The sequence below is a fragment of the Actinophytocola sp. genome (genome assembly GCF_050699935.1).
Lineage (GTDB): Bacteria > Actinomycetota > Actinomycetes > Mycobacteriales > Pseudonocardiaceae > Actinophytocola.
Genome location: NZ_JBOHGB010000049.1, coordinates 1 through 17,518, shown reverse-complemented (window position 1 = coordinate 17,518; position 17,518 = coordinate 1). Strand labels below are relative to the sequence as shown.

The window sequence follows — 17,518 nt, the reverse complement described above, 5'->3', positions numbered from 1 at the left end:
AGCGGCCGGGGAGACAACAACAGGAGCAGCTTTGATCGACGAGACACTCCTCGACGCCGAGGAGAAGATGGAAAAGGCCGTGTCGGTGGCAAAGGAGGAGCTCAACACGGTGCGTACCGGCCGTGCGAACCCGGCCATGTTCTCGCGCATCGTCATCGACTACTACGGTTCGCCGACGCCGCTGAACCAGCTCGCCGGCATCTCCATCCCGGAGGCCAGGATGGCGGTGGTCAAGCCCTACGACGTGAGCCAGCTGGCCTCGATCGAGCGGGCGATCCGCGACTCCGACCTGGGGGTCAACCCGACCAACGACGGCACGATCATCCGCGTCGTCATCCCGCAGCTGTCCGAGGAGCGCCGCCGCGAGATGGTCAAGGTGGCGAAGAGCAAGGGCGAGGACGCCAAGATCGCCATCCGGAACGTGCGCCGCAAGGCCAACGAGGAGCTACACCGCATCGTCAAGGACGGCGAGGCGGGCGAGGACGAGGTCGTCCGCGCGGAGAAGGAGCTCCAGCACATCACCGACAAGTACGTCGCGCAGGTGGATGAGCTCGTCAAGCACAAGGAAGCCGAACTGCTCGAAGTCTGAGAAGTTCGCTCCAGTGACCAACGACAGGACCGGCGAAACCGCCGACGCGGCCGGAGAACGGCCCGACCCCGCCGAACCGGCCGCCGCGCGGTCGCGTGCCGGCCGCAACGTGCCGGTGTCGATCGCCGTCGGCGTCGTGCTCGGTGCGGCCGTGCTGGTCTCGCTGCTCACCGTGCGGCAGATCTTCGTCGGCGTCGTGGCGGTGGCGGTCGCGGTCGGCACCTACGAGCTGGCCGGCGCGCTCAAGCGGGCTTCGGACATCCGGGTCACGGTCTGGCCGGTGCTCGTCGGCGGGCAGGCGATGGTGTGGCTGTCGTGGCCATTCGAGCGCAACGGCCTGCTCGCCGGGTTCGTGCTGACGGTCCTCGCGTGCATGGTCTGGCGCTTCGCCGGCGGCATCGACGGCTACCTGCGAGACCTCAGCGCGTCGGTGCTGACCGCCGCGTACGTGCCACTGCTCGCCTCGTTCGCGGCGATGCTCGTGGTGCCCGAGGACGGCGTGGCACGGGTGCTGTGCTTCCTGATCCTCGTGGTCTGCTCGGACACCGGTGGCTTCATCACGGGCGTGTTCCTCGGCAAGCACCCGATGGCCAAGGTCATCAGCCCGAAGAAGTCGTGGGAGGGCTTCGCCGGGTCGATGGTCGTGGGCGTCGTCGCCGGAATCCTGTCGGTCACGCTGCTGCTGGACGGCCAGTGGTGGCAGGGCGCGCTGTTCGGCGCCGCGCTCGTGTGCACGGCGACCATCGGCGATCTGGTCGAGTCGCTGATCAAGCGGGACCTCAAGATCAAGGACATGGGCCAGCTGCTGCCCGGCCACGGCGGGGTGATGGACCGGCTCGACTCGCTGCTGCCGGCCGCGGTGATCTCGTGGCTGCTGCTGCGGCTGTTCGTACCGCACTGAGCCTGGTTTGCTGGTGGACGTGGGAATGGTGGGGCGCGCGCTCGCCAGGGTGATGGGCGAGGTCCGGCGCGGGCAGGACACCGTGCCGAGCCCGAACATCTGGCACTGGCCCGAGGTCTACGAGGTCGAGAACCGCGCACAGGACGCCGACGGCGAGATCTGGCGGGTCCTCGGCCACCTGGTCGACTGGAGCGGCAAGGACGTCGTGGACGTCGGCTGCGGGGACGGCTTCCACCTGCCCCGCTTCGCCGAGACGGCGCGCCGGGTGGTCGGCGTCGAGCCGCATCCGCCGCTGGTCGGCCGCGCCCGCGCCCGCGTAGCCCGGTTGGACACCGTCGCGGTGCTGGCCGGCTCGGCCCAGCGGATGCCGCTTCCGGACGCGAGCGTGGACGTGGTGCACGCGCGGACCGCGTACTTCTTCGGCCCCGGCTGCGAACCGGGGCTCGCCGAGGCGGACCGGGTGCTGCGCCCCGGCGGCTCGCTCCTGATCGTCGACCTCGACGTGCGGCACCGGCCCTACGGCGACTGGATGCGCGCCGACCTGCCGCGCTACGACATCGTGGAGGTGGACGAGTTCTTCGACCGCCAGGGCTTCGCCAGCCGCCAGGTCGAGACGGTCTGGCGGTTCGCCGACCGTGCCGATCTGGCCGCGGTGTTCCGGATCGAGTTCTCCGCGAGGGTGGCCGAGCGCGCGCTCGCCGAGGTGGTCGGCCTGAGCGTGCCGGTCGGCTACCGGGTGCGGCACCGGCGTAGGCCGGCCGGGCTGCTCAGGCCGTGAGGCTCAGTCCTCCTCCTCGTCCCTGTCGGCGACCGGGGGCGGCTCGACCTCGCCGAGGATCGCGTAGACCTCCCGCCGGGCCTCGTTGAGAACCTCGATCGCGCGCTGCTTCTGGTTCTCCGAGGCCGCGTGCGCGACCTGCATGGTCGCGCCCATGAGCTGGCCGATCGCGTTGCGCAGGTGCACGTCGTTGGGGTCGACGTCCTGCGCGATCTCCTCCCACGGGGGAGCGGTGGCGTGCTTCTGGGCCGCCTCGCGCCCCTCGTCGGTGAGCTCGTAGCGGCGCTTGCCGCCGCTGCCCTCGGTGCTGCTGATGAGCCCCTCGTCGGCCAGCAGCTGCAGCGTCGGATAGACCGAGCCGGGGCTGGGCCGCCAGAACTGGCCGCTGCGCTCGGTGATCTCCTGGATCATCTCGTAGCCGTGCATGGGTCGCTCCGCGAGCAGGGCGAGGATCGCCGCCCGAACGTCGCCGCGCCTGCTGCGCCGGCCACCCCCGGGACCCCGGCGCCGCCCGCCGCGTCGCATGTCGCGCGCATCCGGGTAGCCGGGAAAGCCCGGCATGCCTGGCCACGGCGGACCGTACGGCGGCTGGGGCGGTGGCGGTGGCGGCGGGAACGGCCCGTGCGCCTGTGGCGGCCCGAACGGCCCCTCCGGCCCGAACGGCCCCTCCGGGCCGAAGGCCGCGTGCGGGTCGGCGAACGACGGCCGCCCGCGACGGTGGTGATGCTCTCGATGTCCGAATGATGGACGCATGATCATTTCCTCCCTGTAGTCATCGCGTGGTATCGCGATAGGTTTACGATATATCGGAACGTATCGCGATACAACCTCATTCCCGGATTCGGCCTCATGGGAGAATGGCGGCGCCATGACCGCACTTCCCCTCGTCTTCGACGCGCCCAAACGCGGCCTCCCGCCACGACACCTCGCCGACATGTCCGCCGCGCAGCGGCGCGCGGCGGTGACCGAGCTGGGGGAGAAGCCGTTCCGCGCGAACCAGCTCTCGCACCACTACTTCGCCCGGCTGACCGCCGATCCCGAGCTGATGACCGACATCCCGGCCGCGAGTCGGGGCCGGCTCGCCGAGGGGCTGCTGCCGCCGCTGCTGTCGGTGGTCCGCCACGTCAGCTGCGACGAGGGCACCACGCGCAAGACGTTGTGGCGCGCGCACGACGGGACGCTGCTGGAGAGCGTGCTCATGCGCTACCCGGACCGCGTCACGCTGTGCGTGTCGAGCCAGGCCGGCTGCGGCATGGCGTGCCCGTTCTGCGCGACCGGTCAGGGCGGGCTGCAGCGCAACCTGTCGACCGCGGAGATCGTGGACCAGGTACGTGCCGCGGCCGCCGCCATGCGCGACGGCGAGCTCGGCACGCCGGGCCGGCTGTCGAACATCGTGTTCATGGGCATGGGCGAACCTTTAGGCAATCTCCGGAGAGTGATCGCTGCGGTACGGAGGATCACTGATCCGCGCCCAGATGGCCTGGGGATCGCGCAGCGTTCGGTGACGGTGTCGACGGTGGGTTTGGCGCCGGCGATCCGGAAGCTGGCTGACGAGAAGATGCAGGTCCGCTTGGCGGTGTCGCTCCACACCCCGGACGACGAACTGCGGGACACGCTGGTCCCGGTGAACACTCGCTGGTCGGTCGACGAGGTGCTGGAGGCCGCCAGGTACTACGCGGACGTCAGCGGTCGCCGCGTGTCGATCGAGTACGCCTTGATCCGGGACGTGAACGACCAGCCGTGGCGGGCAGACCTGTTGGCCAAGCGGCTGCGGAAGCACCTGAAGCAGATGGTGCATGTGAACGTGATCCCGTTGAACCCGACGCCGGGTTCAAAGTGGGACGCGTCCCCGAAGCCGGTGGAGCGTGAGTTCGTGCGGCGGGTCAATACCGGGGGAGTGGCGTGCACGGTGCGTGACACCCGTGGTCAGGAGATCGCCGCTGCTTGTGGGCAGCTCGCCGCCGCCGAGGGCTGAGCAGGCGACAGGGCAGGCCCTGAACGCTCTCCGGGACGCCGGCCAGCCGGCGGTTCTCACTCTGCGCCAGCTCGTCCGCCATCCGCCGGTGTGCACGTCCGGACAACCGAGCGTTGCCGTGCTGCAGGTGCTCCGGATGCTGGCCGGGCAGTCCGGCCGGCCACTCACAGGCGCTCGGGTGGCCGCCCGGTGGGACGCCGATCTCGCCCCGGCCATGGCCCAAGCGTCCGTATCGAGGAGGAGCTCCTGCTCGACGATCTCGTCGACGACCTCGTCACAAGCTGAGCGCCAGCGGTCGGGCGTGGCTCGCCCGACGGCGACCAAGATCATCGTAAGTAGGTCCGTTGCGAGAGGTGGGCTGGCTGGCTACCGAGGGTGGTCGACGCGGTCCACCGGATCTGCGACCCGGCGCCGGTCCGCTCGGCGGTGTCGCCGCACACCGCGGATGACGAGTTGCGCGACACACTGGTGCCGGTGAACACGCGGTGGTCGGTGGACGGGGTGCTTGAGGCGGCGCGGTACTACGCGGACAGCACGGGCCGCCGGGTGTCGATCGAGTACGCGCTGGTCCGTGACGTGAACGACCAGCCGTGGCGGGCAGATCCGCCGGCGACGCGGCTGCGTGAGCATCTGGCGCAGCTGGTGCATGTGAACGTGATCCCGTTGAACCCGACGCCGGGGGAGTGCCTGCACCGTCCGCGACACGCGCGGCAAGGAAATCGCCGCTTGTCATCCGTGTTACGTGTGTTCGGTCCAGTGGCGCTGCAGCCTGGCGATCGCCTCGTCCTTGCTCATGCCAGCCACTTCAGACTCGCTGAGGCCGACGCGCGAGAGCAGCATGTACACGAGGTCAGCAGGTAGCGCCGCTGCCGGCGGCTCGGGCAGTCCACGGTCAGGTTTGGCGCCATCTTTCACACAGGCCCAGAACTGCGAATCGCTGACCTCGAGTTGATCACGGAGGATGTGTTTCCACATACTCTGCCCGTAGTCGCTGCGGTCCACCGGGTGGGAGATGCGTGTCCGCAAGATCCTGCCGTCGACGAGGTCGAGCTCATAGGTGACGTGATGTGTTCCGGTTCGACCCCGAGCGTTTCGCACGTCACGCCATTGCTCGATCTGACAGAAGGTCTCGTGGTCCTTGCGCGTCGGCTGAGGCCAGGTCACCGCGCGGCACCGACGAGCCAGTCGCGGAGTTGGTCGTCAGTGCTGAAGCTGATCAACTGGACCAGTCCCCAGTGGTCCCGATGGTTCGGAGCGTCCAGCAGACGTTCTTGCCAGTCTTCCGCGTACTCCCGCAGAGCATCGATCATCTCGTCGATCGCCTCGTCGAACGACGCACCATCGGCGGCCACCGGCAATCCTGGAATGAACACCGACCAGCCATCGGCCTCCGGAACGACCTGGGCACGCGGCGGAACGATCGATGCGAGAAAGTGGCGCAGGCGCTCGACGTCCACCACGGCGGTCGTGGCTGAGTCGCGCCGAACCGTGGCGACGCGCCCCCTCTCCGCGGCGTCCAGCAGGTCCTTGAGGTGTGCGCGAGCCTCGGTGTAGCTGTCGTAGTGAACAGCGGACATGCCGGCCTCCCAATCGGTCATCAGCAGCGTCTCACTGTCGGCCAAGTACGTCAAGTACGCTAAGTACGTCAGGCTGGCTGAGTTGAGCGGACGGCAGAAGTGGCAGTTGTCAGTCCGTTGCCAGTCCGTTGTCACTGGCGAGCCGCCGGCGAACTACCGTCGTGCGGTCGACGCGGTGCACCGGATCTGTGATCCGGCGCCGGGTGGGCTGGGTGTCTCGCAGCGCGCGGTGACGGTGTCGACGGTGTCGCCGCACACGCCGGACGACGAGTTGCGGGACACGTTGGTGCCGGTGAACACGCGCTGGTCGGTGGACGAGGTCCTGGCGGCGGCGCGGTACTACGCGGACACCACGGGTCGCCGGGTGTCGATCGAGTACGCCCTCATCCGCGACGTGAACGACCGGCCGTGGCGGGCGGACCTGCTCGCGAAGCGGCTGCGTGAGCACCTGGCCGCCGATCGGCGTAGCCCGCCGGCCGCGCCTCGCTCCGGAGGCTCATCGTGGCGACGGTGTGGTAGCACATGCCGAACGACGAGGTGCGCATGCCCGGCCCCGGGGAACCCGGGCCGTCGCGGCACGGTTGAATGACGCATCGGCGCCCGGGAAGAGCGGCGCCCGGAGATGGGAGGTCAGGTGGCCGACACCGCGCGCGACATCGAGCGCATCTACTCCACGGCCGAGGTGGTCGCGAAGCTGCGCCGTCTCGCCGACGCCCTGGAGACGGAGACGTCCTTCCGCATCCAGATCGCGAACGAGCGGATCCGCGTCCCGGCGCGTGCCCAGTTCTCGATCGAGCACGAGCGCGGCGACGGCGAGGAGGAGATCGAGTTCCAGCTCAAGTGGACCCTGGACGACTCCGACGCCGACGACGGGGACCGCGTGGTCTGACCGCGGGACCAGGGCGAGGAGCGACGTGGAGATCTGGGTCAACCCGAGGTGCGCGAAGTGCCGCTCGGCGCTGTCCATGCTGGACGAGGCGGGTGCGCGGTACACCGTGCGGCGCTACCTGGAGGACCCGCCGACCGCGGCCGAGCTCGGCGAGGTGCTGGGCCGGCTCGGACTCGAGCCGTGGGACGTCGAGCGGACCGGGGAGGCGGTCGCCGCCGAGCTGGGCCTCAAGGACTGGCCGCGGACGGCGGCCGATCGCGGGCGGTGGATCGAGGCGATGGTCGAGCACCCGATCCTCATCCAGCGGCCGATCATCACCGCGGACGACGGCACGGCGGTCGTCGGCCGCTCACCGGAGTCGGTGCGGTCGGTGCTGCGCGGATGACCCGAACGTCCGGCGATGGCGTCCTCGCAACGCCCTCGCCGACGGACCGCCGCTACCGGCGCCAGGCGGTGCGCTGGCGCACCCGGTACCCGACCAGGAGCGCGACCAGGCCGACACCGACGGCGAGCAGCCACAGCCGCTCGGTCTGCGCCACGTTGTTGCCGACGAACGCCATGATGAACATCGCGATAGCGGAGATCCAGCCGCCGATCTCGCGGCCCCGGGGGAACCGGCCGTGCCAGCCCCATTCGGCGGACGGCTCCTCATGCGGGTCGACCGCGTTCCTCGGCCGCCTCTCCAGCTGTGAGCGAGCCACGTTCCCTCCCTGCACCTGCGATTCTTACGCACATGTTCCCACACGGTCCCGACACCGCCCGTGCGGAGGGCGCTCGGCACCCATCAGGAACAATGGGCGGCGATGACCAGACGTACCGTCCTCGTTCTCGGCTCCACGGGCTCGGTCGGTGTCCAGGCGTTGGACGTGGTGACGGCCAACCCCGACCGGTTCGAGGTGGTGGGTGTCGCGGCCGGCGGCGCCGACCCGGCGACGCTGGCCGCCCAGGCCGTCGCCTCCGGTGCGCGGGCCGTCGCGGTCTCCCGCTCGACCGCCGCCGAGGACGTCCAGCTCGCGCTGTACGCGGAGGCCAAGCGGCGCGGCTACGAGCGCGGCGGGTTCCCGATGCCCCGCATCCTCGCCGGTCCCGAGGCGGTCGCCGAGTTGATCGACTCGACGGCCGCTGACGTCGTGCTCAACGCGATCACCGGCTCCCGCGGGCTCGAGCCGACGCTGCGCGCGCTGGCCACGGGCGCCACACTCGCGCTCGCCAACAAGGAGTCGCTGATCGCCGGTGGCCCGCTGGTGCTTCGTGCCGCCAAGCCGGGCCAGCTCGTGCCGGTCGACTCCGAGCACTCGGCGATCGCGCAGTGCCTGCGTGGTGGCCACGAGACCGAGGTCGACCGGCTGGTGCTGACCGCGTCGGGTGGGCCGTTCCGCGGCAGGCGCCGTGCGGACCTGGCCGGCGTGAGCGTCGCGGACGCGATGGCGCACCCCACGTGGGACATGGGCCCGGTGATCACGATCAACTCCGCGACCCTGGTCAACAAGGGCCTCGAGCTGATCGAGGCGCACCTGCTGTTCGGCGTGCCCTACGCGCGGATCGACGTGGTCGTCCACCCGCAGTCGATGATCCACTCGATGGTCACGTTCACCGACGGCTCCACGCTCGCCCAGGCCAGCCCGCCCGACATGCGGCTGCCGATCTCGCTCGCGCTCGGCTGGCCGGACCGCGTCCGGGCCGCGGCCCGCCCGGTCACGTTCGGCGACCCGTCCGCCTGGACGTTCGAGCCGCTGGACGACGACACCTTCCCGGCCGTGCGGCTCGCGCGGCAGGCCGGCGAGGCGGGCGGCTGCCTGCCTGCGGTGTACAACGCGGCGAACGAGGAGGCGGTCACCGCCTTCGCGGAAGGACACACGGCCTTCACCGACATTGTGGACACTGTGCACCGAGTGCTCGACGACGCGGACGGCTGGCACGCCGAGCCGTCCGGGGTCGAAGAGGTGCTCGCCGCGGAGAGCTGGGCCCGCGCCCACGCCAGGCAGCGGCTCGGGGCAACGGCTGAGCTCGGGACCACCGGGCGGGGAGAGGACTGACGACGTGCTCGCGTGGATCCTGGGGATCATCCTCTTCGCGCTCGGAATATGCGTTTCCATCGCGCTGCACGAGGCCGGCCACATGGGCGCGGCCAAGATGTTCGGGATGCGGGTGCGCCGGTACTTCATCGGCTTCGGCCCGACGATCTGGTCGTTCCGCCGCGGTGACACCGAGTACGGCCTGAAGGCGATCCCGGCCGGCGGGTTCTGCGACATCGCCGGCATGACCGCGCTCGACGAGGTCACCGCGGAGGAGGCGCCGCGGGCGATGTGGCGCTACGCCACGTGGAAGCGCTTCGTGGTGATGGCCGCGGGCTCGATCACCCACTTCATCATCGGGTTCATCATCCTCTACCTGATGGCCATCTCGATGGGCCTGCCAAACCTGGATCTCAGGAACTTCGACAGCAACACCGCGAGGCCGCTGATCGGCACCGTCAACGACTGCGTGGTCGACAAGAACAGCGAGTCGACGGACGAGTGCCCGCCGGACGCGGCCGCCCCCGCCAAGGACGCCGGCCTGCGACCCGGCGATGTCGTGCAGTCGATCGACGACACGCCGACGCCGTCGTGGGGGGACATGGTCAGGACGGTGGAGGGCCTGTCCGGCCCTGCCGAGTTCGTGGTCAGGCGGGGGAGCGAGACGGTCACGCTGACCGTGGACGTCGCCCAGGTCTCGACGGACGACGGCAAGGTCGGCGCGATCGGCGTGTCCCTGTCGCAGGACGTGCTGCCGCCCCCGGTGAACCACTACAGCGCTGGCGACGGGGTCGGCGGCGCCGTGAGCTTCACCGGTGAGATGTTCGTCGGCGTCTGGAACGGGATCCTCGCGTTCCCGGAGAAGATCCCGAAGGTCATCGAGGCGATCGGCGGCGGGGAGCGCCCCGACGACACGCCGATCAGCGTGGTCGGCGCCAGCATCATCGGCGGCGACGCCGTGGAGCGCGGGCTGTGGGAGCTGTTCCTGCTGCTGCTCGCCACGCTGAACTTCTTCGTCGGCGTGTTCAACCTGCTGCCGCTGCTGCCGCTGGACGGCGGGCACATCGCGGTCCTGTTCTACGAGAAGGTCCGGGACTGGCTGCGGCGGCTGCGCGGCAAGCCGGCGGGCGGGCCGGTCGACTACTCCAAGCTGTCCGCGGTGACGATGGTGTTCATCCTCATCGGCGGTGCGGTCGTCTTGTTGACCGTCACAGCGGACATCGTCAACCCGATTCGCCTACCTCAGTAGGCTTGGTGTCATGACCGAAGGCATCATGCTGGGCATGCCGGCGACTCCGCCGCCCGTGCTGGCGGAGCGCCGCGCGACCAGGCAGCTCAAGGTCGGCAAGGTCGGTGTCGGTAGCGAGCACCCGGTCTCGGTGCAGTCGATGACCACCACGAACACCGCCGACGTGAACGCGACCTTGCAGCAGATCGCCGAGCTGACCGCGACCGGCTGCGACATCGTCCGGGTGGCGTGCCCGTCGCAGGATGACGCCGAAGCGCTGCCGGCGATCGCGGCGAAGTCGCAGATCCCGGTGATCGCGGACATCCACTTCCAGCCGCGTTATGTGTTCGCCGCGATCGAGGCGGGTTGCGCGGCCGTGCGGGTCAACCCCGGCAACATCAAGAAGTTCGACGACAAGGTGCGCGAGATCGCCGCCGCGGCGCGCGATCACGGCACGCCGATCCGCATCGGGGTGAACGCCGGTTCGCTCGACCCGCGCCTGCTGAAGAAGCACGGCAAGGCGACGCCGGAGGCGCTGGCGGAGTCGGCGATGTGGGAGGCGTCCCTGTTCGCCGAGCACGACTTCCACGACATCAAGATCTCGGTGAAGCACCACGATCCGGTGACCATGGTCCGGGCCTACGAGCTGCTCGCCGAGCAGTGCGACTACCCGCTGCACCTGGGCGTGACCGAGGCGGGGCCGGCGTTTCAGGGCACGATCAAGTCGGCCGTGGCGTTCGGTGCGCTGCTGCGGCAGGGGATCGGCGACACGATTCGGGTGTCGCTGTCCGCGCCGCCGGTCGAGGAGGTCAAGGTCGGCACGCAGATCTTGCAGTCGCTGAACCTGCGGCCGCGCAAGCTGGAGATCGTGTCGTGCCCGTCGTGCGGGCGGGCGCAGGTGGACGTGTACAAGCTGGCCGACGAGGTGACCGCGGGGCTGGAGGGCATGGAGGTGCCGCTGCGGGTCGCGGTGATGGGCTGCGTGGTGAACGGCCCGGGTGAGGCGCGCGAGGCCGACCTCGGGGTCGCGTCGGGCAACGGCAAGGGCCAGATCTTCGTGAAGGGCGAGGTCGTCAAGACCGTGCCCGAGCACCAGATCGTGGAGACGCTCATCGAGGAGGCCATGCGCATCGCGGAGGAGTCCGGCGGGTCCGCCCCCGGCGAGCCGGTGGTCACCGTCGGCTGACCACCGCACCGACTCGGTCAGCGCTTGGTTTCGTAGCGGGACAGGGTCACGTCTTCCGGGAAGGTCCGCGTCTCCAGCAGGCGCAGGTTCACCCAGCTGTCGAGCGAGCTGAAGAACGGTGTGCCGCCGCCGACCAGAACCGGGTGGGTGACCACCTCGTACTCGTCGATCAAGCCGGCGCGCATCGCCGTGCCCGCGAGGATGGCGCCGCCGATCTCCATCGGGGCGCCGTCCTCGGCCTTCAGCCGGGTGATCTCGGCGACGGCGTCGCCGGTGACCAGGCGCGCGTTCCCGTCGACCCGGTCGAGGGTCGACGAGAACACCACCTTCGGCGTCTTCTGCCAGACGCGGGCGAAGTCGATCTCCACGGGCGTCGCGCCCGGCTGCTTGTCGGCGGTCGGCCAGTGCGAGCTCATCAGCTCCCACAGCTTGCGGCCGTACAGCGAGATACCGATCTCGCGCGCCCGGTCGTTGAACCACTGATGCAGCTCGACACTCGGCCCGCTCCAGCCGATGTCGTCGCCGCGCGCGGCGACGTAGCCGTCCAGGGACATGTTCATCGAGTAGATCAGCTTTCGCACGGTGCCAGCCTCCCAGCGTGTCGGTCTCATGTATACCGACCATGCCGGCACCCGAAACTCATCGGTGCGCGATCTGTGCCCGCAGGTAGTCCTCGTGCTCGGGGCTGAGCGCGGTGAACTCGGCCGGCTCGCGGACCCGGTGGATCTCGACCTCACCGGTGCACGGGCAGCGGTGCGCCCACTCGACCGCCTCCCGGCGCGAGGCGACCTCGATCAGCCAGTAGGCGGTCGACGACCGGTCGTCGCCCTCCTCGAACACCACCCGCCTGCCGGTGTACCGGACCCGGGCGCCGCGCGCGCTGGAGGCCGGCCCGTCCGAGACGAGCAGCACGCCGGCCCGCACCAGCTCCTCGTTGTACCGCCATAGCGCGGCCGCCGTGGGCGGGGCACCCTCCGCCGGCGTGGCCAGGACCATGAACCGCATGGCGGGCTCCTTCCGTTCGGGTTCCGCACTGACACGTCGAGGCGAGCGGCGCCAAATCGACACCATCGGTGGAATTTCCGGCCCGCTTCGCGGCCGGCGGGTCTTTGCTGTCCCGGGAGCCGGACATCTGGCACGCTTGACCACGTGTTGCGGCTTGCTGGAGCGCGGCTGCTCGACGAGCGGGATCGGATGGCCGTGCGCGCGATGCTCACGGCGGACCCGGTCGCGTCCTGCATGGTCGCCTCACGGATCGAGACGCTCGGCATGGACCCGTGGCGGCTGGGCGGTGAGCTGTGGGGCTGCGAGCCGCGCGGGTTCCGCAGCGGCCGGCTGGACTCCCTCTGCTTCGCCGGCTCGAACCTGATCCCGTTGCAGGGCAGCCGGTCCGCGCTGCGGGCCTTCGCCGACCGGGCGCTGCGCCGGCGGCGGATGTGCTCGTCGGTCGTCGGGCCGGCCGAGCAGGTCCTCGGCCTGTGGTCCGAGTTGGAGCTCGACTGGGGCCCGGCGCGCGAGGTGCGTGACGACCAGCCGCTGATGTCGACCGGCAGGCAGCCCCGCATCCCGGCGGACCCGCTGGTCCGCCCCGTGCGCCCGAACGAGCTCGACCGCTACCTGCCGGCGGCGGTCGCGATGTTCATCGAGGAGGTCGGCGTCGATCCGCGGATCGGCGACGGCGGGGCGAGCTACCGCGCCCGGGTCGCCGAGCTGATCGCGGCCGGCCGTGCGTTCGCCCGGTTCGAGGGCGGCGACGTGGTGTTCAAGGCGGAGATCGGCGCGCTGTCCAACGCGGTCGGCCAGATCCAGGGCGTGTGGGTGCATCCCGACCGGCGCGGGCACGGACTCGGCACGGCCGGCACCGCCGCCGTCGTGGACCGGCTGGTCCGCGGGCTCGGGCGCACCGCGAGCCTGTACGTCAACGCCTACAACGCGGTGGCGCAGTCGGCCTACCACCGGATCGGCTTCACGCGGGTCGGGCAGTACGCGACCGTGCTTTTCTAGTTGTCGGTGGGGTCGGCCATACTCGCCCGCGTGCCTGTTGTCTTCCGCCGCGCCGCCGTCCTGCTCGCCGCCGTCCTGCTCGTCGCGCCCGTCGCCGGGTGCGGGCTCTTCGGCGACTCCGGGCCGCAGCCGCAGGACGTCGCCGACGACTACCTGGGCGCGTTCGCTCGGGGCGACGGCGCGGCGGCCGCGAACCTGACCGACTCGCCCGACTCGGCGAAGGCACTGCTGGCCGTCCTGCGGGAGGAGCTGGCGCCGGAGGCGGTCGCCGCGCAGCTGGGCGAGGTCGAGACCAGCGACACCACGGCGAAGGCGAGGTTCGACGTCACGTGGGACTTCGGGCACGACCGCCGGTGGGAGTACGAGGGCCGGATGGAGCTGCGCCAGCAGGACGACGCGTGGAAGGTGCACTGGTCCACCACGGTCGTGCACCCCGAGCTGGCCGCGCAGCAGTCGATCGCGGTGCAGAACGAGCAGCCGGAGCTGGCGCCGGTGCTGGATCGCGAGGGCATCCCGCTGATGTCGCCCGACCGTGTCGTCTCCGTCCTGTTCGAACCCGGGAAGACCGGCGGCGACCCGGGCGCGGTGGCCGGCTCGCTCGCCACGGCGCTGGCGGGGTTCGACCGGACGATCACCCAGAAGTCTATTTTGGACGGTGCGAGCGAGGTGCCGGAGGGGCAGCCCTACCAGGTCGTCGCGCTCCGCTCCAACGACTACGAGCGGGTGAAGCCGCGGATCTACGAACTGCCGGGCGTGCGGTTCACCGCGTCGCCGCGCCTGCTCCCGGCGGACAAGAAGGTGGCGCCGACGCTGCTTCCGGGGATCCGCAAGCTGGTCGAGGACGAGCTGATCGGCAAGGCCGGCTGGCGGGTGATCACCACGGACGCGTCGGGCGCCGAGGTGTCCGAGCTGTACTCGAAGGCGGCGGAGCCCGCGGAGGCGGCCGAGGTCACGCTGAGCACGAAGTCGCAGACCGCGGCACAGGCGGCGCTCGCGGCGGAGCGGACGCCGTCGATGCTGGTGGCGATGGAGGCGTCGACGGGTGAGCTGCTGGCCGTGGCCCAGAATCCGGCGGCGGACGAGCAGGGCGCGGTGGCCCTGACCGGCCGCTACCCGCCCGGGTCGACGTTCAAGATCGTGACGGCCATCGCCGGCATCGAGGCGGGCAAGACTCAGCCGAATGCCCGCGTCGGCTGCCCGGGAACCGTGAAGATCAACGGCCGGGTGGTGCCGAACAACGACGAGTTCGACAAGGGCGTGATCCCGCTGCACAGCGCGTTCGCGTTCTCCTGCAACACGACCTTCGCGGAGCTGGCGGCGAAGCTCGAGCCGTCCGCGCTGACCGACACCGCCCGCCGGCTGGGCCTCGGCGCCGACTTCGTGATGAGCGGCGCCACGACGGTCACCGGTTCCGTGCCGCCGGCGACGAACGTGGTGGAGCGCGCGGAGGACGGCTTCGGCCAGGGCAAGGTGGTGGCGAGTCCGTTCGGTATGGCCCTGGTCGCGTCGACGGTCGCCGCGGGCACGATGCCGACGCCGACGCTGCTGGCCGGTTCCCGCACGGAGTCGGACACGGTGGACCCCGAGCCGGTCGACCCGCAGGTCCTGACCGCGATGCACGCGATGATGCGGGAGGTCACCCAGCGAACCTCCGCGCTCGCGCCGTACCCGGACGTCCGCGGCAAGACGGGCACGGCCCAGTTCGGCGACGGCAAGCGCGCACACGGCTGGTACGTGGGCTTCCGGGACGACCTGGCCTTCGCCATCCTGATCACCGACGCCGGCCAGTCGGCCAAGGCGGTGGCGGCGGCGACCCGCTTCCTCGCCGCACTCCGCTGACGGTCCGCCCGCCACGACGCCGGACGCTGCCCATTCCGCACCGGGCCCCGAGCAGCGCATCGTAGGGTGGGGCCATGCCCGTACGTGCTCCGCTCAAGCCCGGCGTCCAGTCGCCGCGTCGGCAGGTTCCGTCGTCCATCGCGCGTCCCGAGTACGTGGACAAGCCCGCGCCACAACGCAACACCGAGCCGTGGGTGCAGACCGACGAGACCATCGAGGCCATGCGGGTCGCCGGGAGGATCGCCGCGCAGGCACTCCAGGAGGGCGGCAAGGCCGTCAAGCCAGGCGCGATCACCGATGACATCGACGCCGTGGTGCACGAGTTCCTCCTCGACCACGGCGCCTACCCCTCCACGTTGGGCTACCGGCGTTTCCCCAAGTCGTGCTGTACCTCTCTCAATGAGGTGATCTGCCACGGCATCCCGGACACGACACAGATCCAGGACGGCGACATCGTCAACATCGATGTCACCGCCTACCTCGGCGGCGTTCACGGCGACACCAACGCGACCTTCCTCGCCGGTGACGTCGACGAGGACGTCCGGCTGCTCGTCGAGCGGACCCACGAGGCGACCATGCGCGCCATCAAGGCCGTCCGCCCCGGCCGGGCACTGAACGTGATCGGCCGCGTGATCGAGTCGTACGCCAAACGGTTCGGCTACGGCGTCGTCCGCGACTTCACCGGGCACGGCATCGCCCGGTCCTTCCACAGCGGGCTGGTCATCCTGCACTACGAGGAGCCCAGCGTCGACACGCCGATCGAGAAGGGCATGACGTTCACCATCGAGCCGATGATCACCCTCGGCGGCATCGACTACGACATCTGGGACGACAGCTGGACGGTCACCACGAAGGACAAGAGCTGGACCGCCCAGTTCGAGCACACCCTCGTGGTCACCGACGGCGGGGCCGAGATCCTCACCCTGCCCTGAGCAGCTCGCCGAGCACCTCCAGCACTGCCACCGCGACCGGATCGGGGTCGGTGGCCGGCGCCAGGTGGTGGGAGTCGAGCCGGCGCACGGGCCAGCCGAGCGCCTCGGCCCCGGCGACGTCCTCGGCGTAGGGCTCGGACAGCGCCACGTAGCCGGCCGGACCGGACCACTCGACGTCCGGCCGCGGCTCCTTGAGGAACGCGACCGGCACCTCGGGTGCCTCGTCCGCGATCTGGGCCCGCAGCTCCTCGTCGGCGACCAGCTCGACCAGCGGGTCCGGGTCGAACCACCGTTGCCAGCGGGGCAGCCGGCCCTCCCGGGACGCGGACTTCAGCTGCGTGTACAGCTCCGCGGGCACCGTGTCGCGCCAGGTCCGGCCCGGTGTCGGCAGCCCGGCGTCGACGAACACCAGCCCGGTGACGGTGTCCTCCAGCGCGTCGGCGAACGCCGGCAGCAGCGGGCCGGCGCCGCTGTGCCCGACCAGCACGACCGGCCCGGTGGGCCATGTCTCGCTCGCAAGCTCGCTTCCGATGTCCCCTCGCAGGCTCGGTGACGCCGCTCGCGGTCGCCCGGTGTCTGATGATTCGCTCGCACGCTCGCTCCCGACGTCCCCTCGCAGGCTCGGTGACGCCGCTCGCGGTCGCCCGGTGTCCGATGATTCGCTCGCACGCTCGCTCATGGCATCCGCGAACGCGCCGACCAGCACCTGGTGCACCGGCGCGGACACCACGCTGGGCCGCAGGTCGAGCAGGACCACGTCGATGTCCGGCCCGGCGAGCAGGTCGCGGCCGTGCGCGGCGAGCGCGTCGGCGAGCGGGCGCAGGCTCGCCGGCCCGAGGAACGGGCTGTGCACGAGGACGATGGTGATCGGGGACGCGGCCATGCCCGCGATGATGGCAGGTGACGCGAGTCGCCCGGCGGGAGGACCGTGGCGCGGTCCGGCGCGGGAGAGGATGGCGGGATGCGTGGAGCGGTGCTGGTCGCCGGAACGTCCTCGGACGCGGGCAAGAGTGTGCTGGTGGCCGGGCTCTGCCGCTGGCTCGCGCGCGAGGGCGTGCGGGTCGCGCCGTTCAAGGCGCAGAACATGTCCAACAACTCCGTCGTGACGCCGGACGGCGGCGAGATCGGCCGGGCGCAGGCCATGCAGGCGGCGGCCTGCGGGCTCGAGCCCAGCGTGCGGTTCAACCCGGTCCTGCTCAAACCCGGCGCGGACGACAGCTCGCAGGTCGTGGTGCTCGGCCGGCCGGTCGGGGTGGCGGACGCGCTGTCCTACCGGCGGTTCGAGCTGCTCGACGTGGTCATGTCCACACTGGATGGTCTACGTGCGGAGTTCGACGTCGTGGTGTGCGAGGGCGCCGGCTCGCCCGCGGAGATCAACCTGCGCTCTCGCGACATCGCGAACCTCGGCCTGGCGCGGGCCGCCGGGCTGCCGCTGCTCGTGGTCGGCGACATCGACCGCGGCGGCGTGCTCGCGCACCTGTTCGGCACGCTCGCCGTGCTGGACCCGGCCGACCAGGCGCTCGTCGCCGGCTTCGTGATCAACAAGTTCCGCGGCTCGCTCGACCTGCTCGCGCCGGGCCTCACGGGGCTGACCGAGCTGACCGG

The 17,518-nt window shown here is 70.8% G+C and carries 20 protein-coding genes and 2 pseudogenes; 15 read left to right on the top strand and 7 right to left on the bottom strand.

Going from position 1 to position 17,518, the window contains the following annotated elements; translation table 11 throughout:
* Window positions 1-31: 31 nt before the first annotated feature.
* The 3 genes from frr to ACRDTB_RS17635 are packed head-to-tail and all read left to right on the top strand — an operon-like array spanning window position 32 to window position 2,268.
* The gene (gene frr, locus ACRDTB_RS17645) at window positions 32-589 is read left to right on the top strand and encodes a ribosome recycling factor (RefSeq protein ID WP_431431572.1); all 558 of its coding nucleotides are present in this window, start codon (window positions 32-34) and stop codon (window positions 587-589) included.
* Window positions 590-602: 13 nt separating this feature from the next.
* Window positions 603-1,490: a phosphatidate cytidylyltransferase gene (locus tag ACRDTB_RS17640; RefSeq protein ID WP_431431570.1), complete on the top strand. Its 888-nt coding sequence runs from the start codon at window positions 603-605 to the stop codon at window positions 1,488-1,490.
* A 52-nt stretch (window positions 1,491-1,542) separates the two neighbouring features.
* Entirely contained in the window at window positions 1,543-2,268 is a 726-nt protein-coding gene (locus ACRDTB_RS17635) for a class I SAM-dependent methyltransferase (RefSeq protein WP_431431613.1), read from the top strand.
* Window positions 2,269-2,271: 3 nt separating this feature from the next.
* Here ACRDTB_RS17635 and ACRDTB_RS17630 read toward each other — a convergent pair whose 3' ends face one another.
* Window positions 2,272-3,021, bottom strand: coding sequence for a PadR family transcriptional regulator (locus tag ACRDTB_RS17630; protein WP_431431568.1), 750 nt, complete (start codon window positions 3,019-3,021; stop codon window positions 2,272-2,274).
* 115 nt (window positions 3,022-3,136) lie between these two features.
* On the opposite strand from ACRDTB_RS17630, the gene rlmN reads away from it, so the two are divergent.
* Both rlmN and ACRDTB_RS17620 read left to right on the top strand, forming a co-directional pair.
* Window positions 3,137-4,243, top strand: a complete 1,107-nt coding sequence (rlmN, locus tag ACRDTB_RS17625) for a 23S rRNA (adenine(2503)-C(2))-methyltransferase RlmN (protein ID WP_431431566.1) — start codon at window positions 3,137-3,139, stop codon at window positions 4,241-4,243.
* Between the two features lie 372 nt (window positions 4,244-4,615).
* Window positions 4,616-4,970: pseudogene (locus ACRDTB_RS17620) on the top strand (23S rRNA (adenine(2503)-C(2))-methyltransferase RlmN); the annotation flags it as partial.
* 11 nt (window positions 4,971-4,981) lie between these two features.
* Here the strand turns inward: ACRDTB_RS17620 and ACRDTB_RS17615 are convergent.
* Both ACRDTB_RS17615 and ACRDTB_RS17610 read right to left on the bottom strand, forming a co-directional pair.
* A complete protein-coding gene (locus ACRDTB_RS17615; protein ID WP_431431564.1) occupies window positions 4,982-5,407 on the bottom strand; it encodes a cytotoxic translational repressor of toxin-antitoxin stability system in 426 nt (141 codons plus the stop codon).
* Entirely contained in the window at window positions 5,404-5,865 is a 462-nt protein-coding gene (locus ACRDTB_RS17610; protein ID WP_431431562.1) for a prevent-host-death protein, read from the bottom strand. Before ACRDTB_RS17610 ends, ACRDTB_RS17615 begins: the two co-directional genes overlap by 4 nt.
* 91 nt (window positions 5,866-5,956) lie before the next feature.
* On the opposite strand from ACRDTB_RS17610, the pseudogene ACRDTB_RS17605 reads away from it, so the two are divergent.
* From ACRDTB_RS17605 to ACRDTB_RS17595, 3 genes and pseudogenes are all read left to right on the top strand, one after another.
* Window positions 5,957-6,271: pseudogene (locus ACRDTB_RS17605) on the top strand (23S rRNA (adenine(2503)-C(2))-methyltransferase RlmN); the annotation flags it as partial.
* A 171-nt stretch (window positions 6,272-6,442) separates the two neighbouring features.
* The gene (locus ACRDTB_RS17600) at window positions 6,443-6,709 is read left to right on the top strand and encodes an amphi-Trp domain-containing protein (protein WP_431431560.1); all 267 of its coding nucleotides are present in this window, start codon (window positions 6,443-6,445) and stop codon (window positions 6,707-6,709) included.
* A gap of 25 nt (window positions 6,710-6,734) precedes the next feature.
* The gene (locus ACRDTB_RS17595; RefSeq protein ID WP_431431558.1) at window positions 6,735-7,094 is read left to right on the top strand and encodes an arsenate reductase family protein; all 360 of its coding nucleotides are present in this window, start codon (window positions 6,735-6,737) and stop codon (window positions 7,092-7,094) included.
* A 52-nt stretch (window positions 7,095-7,146) separates the two neighbouring features.
* On the opposite strand, the gene ACRDTB_RS17590 is transcribed toward ACRDTB_RS17595, so the two are convergent.
* Window positions 7,147-7,410 carry a DUF2631 domain-containing protein gene (locus tag ACRDTB_RS17590; RefSeq protein ID WP_431431557.1) on the bottom strand — a complete coding sequence of 88 codons (264 nt, stop codon included), beginning with the start codon at window positions 7,408-7,410 and terminating at the stop codon, window positions 7,147-7,149.
* A gap of 102 nt (window positions 7,411-7,512) precedes the next feature.
* On the opposite strand from ACRDTB_RS17590, the gene dxr reads away from it, so the two are divergent.
* The 3 genes from dxr to ispG are packed head-to-tail and all read left to right on the top strand — an operon-like array spanning window position 7,513 to window position 11,138.
* Entirely contained in the window at window positions 7,513-8,745 is a 1,233-nt protein-coding gene (gene dxr / locus ACRDTB_RS17585; protein WP_431431555.1) for a 1-deoxy-D-xylulose-5-phosphate reductoisomerase, read from the top strand.
* Between the two features lie 4 nt (window positions 8,746-8,749).
* A complete protein-coding gene (locus ACRDTB_RS17580) occupies window positions 8,750-9,973 on the top strand; it encodes a M50 family metallopeptidase (RefSeq protein WP_431431554.1) in 1,224 nt (407 codons plus the stop codon).
* A gap of 10 nt (window positions 9,974-9,983) precedes the next feature.
* Window positions 9,984-11,138: a flavodoxin-dependent (E)-4-hydroxy-3-methylbut-2-enyl-diphosphate synthase gene (gene ispG / locus ACRDTB_RS17575; RefSeq protein WP_431431552.1), complete on the top strand. Its 1,155-nt coding sequence runs from the start codon at window positions 9,984-9,986 to the stop codon at window positions 11,136-11,138.
* Between the two features lie 17 nt (window positions 11,139-11,155).
* Here ispG and ACRDTB_RS17570 read toward each other — a convergent pair whose 3' ends face one another.
* Window positions 11,156-11,719 carry a dihydrofolate reductase family protein gene (locus tag ACRDTB_RS17570; protein ID WP_431431551.1) on the bottom strand — a complete coding sequence of 188 codons (564 nt, stop codon included), beginning with the start codon at window positions 11,717-11,719 and terminating at the stop codon, window positions 11,156-11,158.
* Between the two features lie 58 nt (window positions 11,720-11,777).
* Complete coding sequence (locus tag ACRDTB_RS17565; RefSeq protein ID WP_431431548.1) at window positions 11,778-12,143, bottom strand: YciI family protein; 366 nt, start codon at window positions 12,141-12,143, stop codon at window positions 11,778-11,780.
* A 144-nt stretch (window positions 12,144-12,287) separates the two neighbouring features.
* On the opposite strand from ACRDTB_RS17565, the gene ACRDTB_RS17560 reads away from it, so the two are divergent.
* The 3 genes from ACRDTB_RS17560 (at window position 12,288) to map (ending at window position 15,913) form a co-directional block, all read left to right on the top strand.
* A complete protein-coding gene (locus tag ACRDTB_RS17560; protein WP_431431545.1) occupies window positions 12,288-13,142 on the top strand; it encodes a GNAT family N-acetyltransferase in 855 nt (284 codons plus the stop codon).
* A 30-nt stretch (window positions 13,143-13,172) separates the two neighbouring features.
* On the top strand, window positions 13,173-14,981 hold the full coding sequence (locus ACRDTB_RS17555; protein WP_431431542.1) for a penicillin-binding transpeptidase domain-containing protein: 1,809 nt from the start codon (window positions 13,173-13,175) through the stop codon (window positions 14,979-14,981).
* Between the two features lie 74 nt (window positions 14,982-15,055).
* Complete coding sequence (gene map, locus ACRDTB_RS17550; protein ID WP_431431539.1) at window positions 15,056-15,913, top strand: type I methionyl aminopeptidase; 858 nt, start codon at window positions 15,056-15,058, stop codon at window positions 15,911-15,913.
* Here the strand turns inward: map and ACRDTB_RS17545 are convergent.
* The gene (locus tag ACRDTB_RS17545; RefSeq protein ID WP_431431537.1) at window positions 15,900-16,796 is read right to left on the bottom strand and encodes a hypothetical protein; all 897 of its coding nucleotides are present in this window, start codon (window positions 16,794-16,796) and stop codon (window positions 15,900-15,902) included. The two genes, map and ACRDTB_RS17545, sit on opposite strands and share 14 nt — an antisense overlap.
* Before the next feature lie 78 nt (window positions 16,797-16,874).
* On the opposite strand from ACRDTB_RS17545, the gene ACRDTB_RS17540 reads away from it, so the two are divergent.
* Window positions 16,875-17,518 (top strand): cobyric acid synthase (locus ACRDTB_RS17540; RefSeq protein WP_431431535.1); only part of this gene is annotated, 644 nt, incomplete at its 3' end.